Here is a 5,478-nt window from a genome sequence, read left to right as displayed (position 1 = left end):
AATAGATAAATCTGCACCTCTAAACTCATCTTCTTGAGATAAACGAATGCCAATAGTTGCTTTGAGTAAGCCATAAACAATAAAGCCACCAACGAGCGCAATCGCAATCGCAAGTACTGTGCCAATGAACTGTGAGGCAAAAGATACGCCGCCTAAACCACCAAGCCACTTTTGACCAAATAGACCCACTGCAATACCACCAAATGCGCCACATACGCCGTGTAAAGGCCATACACCCAACACATCATCTACTTTGAGCTTGTTTTGTGTGTAGGTAAATAGGTACACAAACATTGCACCAGCTGCACCACCAATAACAAGCGCACTGACCGGATGAACAATGTCAGAACCCGCACAGATTGCAACTAAACCTGCAAGTGGTCCGTTATGTAAGAAACCAGGGTCATTTTTCCCAATCGCATTTGCTGTAATGGTTCCGCCGACCATAGCCATAAGTGAGTTAATGGCAACCAGACCAGAAATTGCATCAACACGTTGCGCGCTCATCACGTTAAAGCCAAACCAGCCTACAATTAAAATCCATGAACCGAGCGCTAAAAATGGAATAGAAGATGGTGGGTGAGCACTTACACGACCATCTTTCTTATAACGACCAGAACGTGCACCCAATAAAATCACGGCAGCAAGTGCAATCCAACCACCCATAGCATGCACCACGACTGAACCTGCAAAGTCATGAAAAGCTGCACCAAAAGTTGCTTCTAACCATTTTTGCAGACCGTAGTTTCCATTCCAGACCATGCCTTCGAAAAATGGATAAACCAGCGCAACTAAAGCGAGTGTTGCAATTGCTTGTGAACGCATTTTTGCACGTTCAGCAATACCACCCGAAATAATGGCAGGAATAGCCGCAGCAAAAGTGAGTAAAAAGAAGCATCGCATGAGATTGTAGCCATGATCACTTGCGAGGCTTGTGCCATCATGGAAGAAGTGCTGACCATAGGAAATGTAGTAGCCAACAAAGAAGTAAGCGATTGCAGAGAGGGCAAAGTCAGTCAGAATTTTACTCAGTGCGTTCACCTGATTTTTATGGCGAACCGTACCAAGTTCCAAGAATGCAAAACCTGCGTGCATGGCAAGAACCAAAACAGCACCAAGTAATAAGAAAAATAGATCTACATTTTGCATAGCATGCTCGAAAAAAGTGCTAAATTCCATTTTGGAACAAATCTGGGTCTGTAAATTGCACCAAAATAGATTTAAGGAATCTAAAAACCTAAGTTTGTCGAAACAAACTCAATTGCATAAAAGTGAATATGCAATAAGTGCACCAATTTGAATTGGAAAAGTGGTTTTTGGCGATAAATGGTGCGTTGATTTGCTCAAGATAGGGCAGTTATGGAACTTTTTACGTTACAAGTCATCTAATGTGCTGATAAATTGAACTGAAAGGGTTCGTTATCACGATTTAAAAAAATCACTCATATTCAATTAATGATCTGACCAGACCGATCGCGCAACTTCAATAAATGCTTTCACAGCTGGACTCATATGCTTTTTATTTTTCACTGCGAGTCCAATAGAACGTTTAAGGTTCGGTTTAAAAGGGCGCTTGACTACGTTTGGATAGAGTGAGAGCAACTCTTTGGTAATCACCATATCAGACACAATGGAAACCCCTAACTGGTTGTGGACCATGCTAACGATACTCAGAATTTGTGAAACATAAAATTTGATGTCTGGTTTCACATTAAAGTTTTTCAAAATTAATTCGACCTGATGTCTACTACCAGCCATTGTCATAATAAAAGGGCAGTTTTCTAGCTGTGATGGATCAATATAGAGTTGTTGTGCCAGTGCGTAATGACTAGGAATTAGGGCAACAAAACGGTCTTCAATTAAAGGGAAAGTATCGAACCGCTCATCTGGCATAATCAAAAAACCGACTTCTATACGCCGTTCCAATAACCATTGAGCTACTTCTTTATCCTCACCTTCATCAATATAAATTTCGATTTTAGGATAGCGCTGCCGAAAGCTTTCTAAAATTTCAGGCAATAGATAAATGGATGATGAAGCCCCAAAAGATCCGATATGTAATGTGCCTTCATTTAAACCATGTATCGCAGCCACTTCTTTTTCTAATGTATTGGAAATACTCAATAGCTCTTTTACATGAGTGAGTAACTGATGACCTGTCGTGGTGAGCTCAATATCACTTTGGGATCTTGAAATCAGGTTAATACCCCATTGTTGTTCTAATGACTTAAGGGCATGAGAAACTGCCGACTGTGAAATTCCTAGCTTTTCTGCTGTAGCAGTAAAGCTTTTTAGTTCAGCAATAAGTGCGAAAATTTCAAGTTGGGTAAATGTCATGTTGTACTTATTATGAGTAAAAACTCATTTTATCATGAGTTTTCATTATCTTTAATATATGAGTAAGCCACAGGAATTGCCAAAAACAGCAAGCCCTTCAACCAAACTCGAGTAAAGAAATGAATAGCATTGTTTTATCTCTTTTTCCCTTAGTTGCATTAATTGCATCGGGATACCTGTTTAAAAAATATCATTTTTTTAGTGATGAGTTTTGGGCTGGGGCAGAGAAGCTCAATTACTATATTTTATTTCCCGCTTTGCTTTTTAGTACGCTGTCGACCGCGAAAATTGATTTACAAAGTTTGAGTACAGCCATTATTGCCATGTTGATTGTGGTTTTGGTAGTCACCGCCTTTTTATACATACTCCGAATGTTTTGGCACATACCGCCTGCACGTTTTGGTGTGCATGTACAAAGTATGGTTCGCTTTAATACCTATATTGGTTTGGCTCTAGTCACTGCGCTTTTTAAAAGTGAAGGAATGGCAATTCTGGCAATTTTATTGGCGCTTTGCATTCCACTTGTGAACGTTATTTCGGTGCTTGCTTTAACTTCTAAAGAACACATGGCAATTAAACCTGTTTTGATTGCACTGCTTAAAAATCCGTTAATTGCATCATGTGTAGTTGGGGCAGCGGTCAATGCACTTCAAATCCCGATTTGGGAAGGCTTTACTCAGTTTATTAAGCTTTTTTCAGTGTCGAGTTTGCCACTAGGTTTGTTATGTGTTGGCGCAGCTTTACAGTTTATGCAAATTAAAAAAGATATTGTGGTATTGGCAGCAGACACATTTGCTCGACTTTTAGCAGTGCCGGCCTTAGCCTATGTGGTCTGTACGTGGTTTGGTTTACCAAGCTTACAAACACAAATTTTAATCATTTTCTTTGCGCTACCGACTGCTTCTTCTTCATACATTTTAACCAAAGTTTTGGGTGGCGATAGTCAGCTTATGGCAGCCGTGATTAGCTTTCAAACCTTATGTGCTGCTGTGACTTTGCCACTGATCATTTGGTGGATTTCTTAAGGTACAAACTTTAGTTAAGTCGCATTCTATTTTCTAAAAATGAATAGGCTGATTCTGACTTAATAAATGCTTTGCTACCTTCCTCATCTGATTATTGCTACACTTTTTTCTTTTTCGGGTGGATGAATATGTCCTTTGATCTCAAAGTGAGCTTGCAGCAAGGGTCTGAACCGTCTGCACAGCAGAAAAAACTGAATCGCCTGATTGATAAAATAGAGCAGCAAAAAGTTAGCCTGAGCACATGGCAAAATGCGCAAGTTGAGATTCAACAGCACATACGACAAAAACTGATGCCTGTGTATAGCGATTTACATAAAGTGCTATTTCAGCAGTTAGATCAACTTTGGAATATGTTGCATAGCCATGAGTTTTCCAAAGCGGATATGCAACAACTGGATGAAAAAATTGCCCAGCTTGCACACATGTTGAAGCGCTCAAAAATGCTATCTGCTGAGCAGTTAGAGTTAGTGAGGCAGATCGATACCTTTTATCAGCAACATGCAGGAGAGTCTGTAAAAAAGAATAAGAAAGCTCAGTCAATAAAATCTGAATATGAAGAAAGTGCTGAGCAAGGTGTAGAGTTAGAAGAAGACTTTGAACAGTATGCTGCTGAGCAACAACAAGCGCGGGAACAAGCCAAACAACAAAGACAGCAACAGAAACGTGAACAAGCTGAGCAAATGGCAGCGCAGTCACTCAAAACAATCTATTTAAAAATTGCTGCGATGATTCACCCAGACCGTGAGCAAGATGAAACAAAGAAAGTAGAAAAAACTGAGTTATTCCAACAGGCAAGTCAGGCCTACGAAAAGCAGGATTTGTTTTATTTACTCAAGCTCCAGTTACAGCTTGAACAGAATAAAGGGCTAGGCGCTAAAGAACTATCTGCTGAGCAATTGAGGTTTTATAAACTGGCGTTAGATGCACAAAGTCAGCAGCTTGAAAGCCAAATTGCTGAGATTTTGGATTCTTTTCAGTTAGCCAAGAATGTAAAAGTAGAACATATGCATATTAGTGATGTATATAAAGCTGTAGATGCTGACTGTGCTGAGTTAAAGCAGCAATTAAAGTGGGAAAAGGAGCGTTTAAAGCATATGAAAAAGGTGAGTGGGGTAGAGATGTTCTTGGAGCATGGGGTTTTATAAAACTCTATATTTCTCTCCTATCAGGAGAGAAATATTAAGAATTAATTTAGTTCGGTAGTTTGATTATTTTCCATCATCATTAGATGTTTCATCAGAATCTAATTTTTTATTAGCAATCCCGAATGGAATATGTACCGAAGCAATACTATTCGCAGTTTTTTCGACATGAGTAACTTGATCGTCAAAGAAAATATGTGGTTTTAAAATTTCTAAAACTTTTCTCTTCTCAATTCCGCCTAAGAAAAATGCTTCATTTACTGTATCAATACCCCATGATCGCAATGAGTTTATGACCCTTTTATGGGCTGGAGCATTTCTTGCTGTAACGATAGAAATTCGTAAACGGCTATTATATGTTGGATTTTCTAATTGATATTTAAGTTCTGCATTTTGTAGAGTGGAAAGCTCTTTGAGTAGTTTATATAATGGACCGATATTAGCAGGTTGACTAGCAAGTTTATTTTCATTTTCTATAAATGCATTTAGGCCACCCTTTTTATAGACTTGTTCTGATGAATCATCTGCAATGACACCATCAAAGTCGAAAGCGATACGCAATTCTTCATCATGATCTATATCGAATATCTGCCCCTTTAATATCAAGCCTGCTGGATAACCTGCGGTAATTGCTTGGTTGACATCTATTTCATTTGCAGACAAAAACAAACTAATATTAAGTGCATCAATATATTTGTAAGGTGTTCTACCTTGTAAAAAGATAGCTCTTTTTATATCTAAACCATAATACTCAATAGAATTCATAACCCGTAAACCTGTATTAGGATCATTACGTGATAATAAAATTACTTCCACAAATGGTTTATCTGGTGGGAAAATATCATTAATACTTAATAGGCGTTGAATAAAAGGAAACGCAACGCCCATCTCTAAAGGAATAGTTTCATTTTTACTTTGATATTTACGATAAGCTAATTCGCCTTTCTTTCGGAAAACTTTATCTGATTTTTCTA

5 protein-coding genes are annotated in these 5,478 nt (G+C 38.5%); 2 read left to right on the top strand and 3 right to left on the bottom strand.

Annotation, left to right across the window (positions count from 1 at the left end; all coding sequences use genetic code 11):
* Together NL42_RS16650 and NL42_RS16645 are read right to left on the bottom strand one after the other, a co-directional pair.
* The coding region (locus NL42_RS16650; RefSeq protein WP_461313590.1) for an ammonium transporter at positions 1-1,149 on the bottom strand (1,149 nt) is incomplete at its 3' end.
* 303 nt (positions 1,150-1,452) lie between these two features.
* Positions 1,453-2,337, bottom strand: coding sequence for a LysR family transcriptional regulator (locus tag NL42_RS16645; protein WP_461313589.1), 885 nt, complete (start codon positions 2,335-2,337; stop codon positions 1,453-1,455).
* A gap of 119 nt (positions 2,338-2,456) precedes the next feature.
* Here NL42_RS16645 and NL42_RS16640 point away from each other — a divergent pair, with 119 nt between their 5' ends.
* The gene (locus tag NL42_RS16640) at positions 2,457-3,362 is read left to right on the top strand and encodes an AEC family transporter (RefSeq protein ID WP_461313588.1); all 906 of its coding nucleotides are present in this window, start codon (positions 2,457-2,459) and stop codon (positions 3,360-3,362) included.
* Positions 3,363-3,490: 128 nt separating this feature from the next.
* Entirely contained in the window at positions 3,491-4,507 is a 1,017-nt protein-coding gene (locus tag NL42_RS16635; RefSeq protein WP_461313587.1) for a molecular chaperone DnaJ, read from the top strand.
* A gap of 63 nt (positions 4,508-4,570) precedes the next feature.
* On the opposite strand, the gene NL42_RS16630 is transcribed toward NL42_RS16635, so the two are convergent.
* Positions 4,571-5,478 (bottom strand): 5'-nucleotidase (locus NL42_RS16630; RefSeq protein WP_461313586.1); only part of this gene is annotated, 908 nt, incomplete at its 5' end.

The organism is Acinetobacter sp. GN11, from assembly GCF_054823985.1.
This window is presented reverse-complemented; position numbering and strand designations above follow the sequence as displayed.

What these genes read in the sequence shown, in the direction of transcription:
- NL42_RS16640 (WP_461313588.1), top strand. Translation starts at nt 2,457, where the DNA reads ATGAATAGCATTGTTTTATCTCTTTTTCCCTTAGTTGCATTAATTGCA.
- NL42_RS16635 (WP_461313587.1), top strand. Translation starts at nt 3,491, where the DNA reads ATGTCCTTTGATCTCAAAGTGAGCTTGCAGCAAGGGTCTGAACCGTCT.
- NL42_RS16645 (WP_461313589.1), bottom strand. Translation starts at nt 2,337, where the DNA reads ATGACATTTACCCAACTTGAAATTTTCGCACTTATTGCTGAACTAAAA.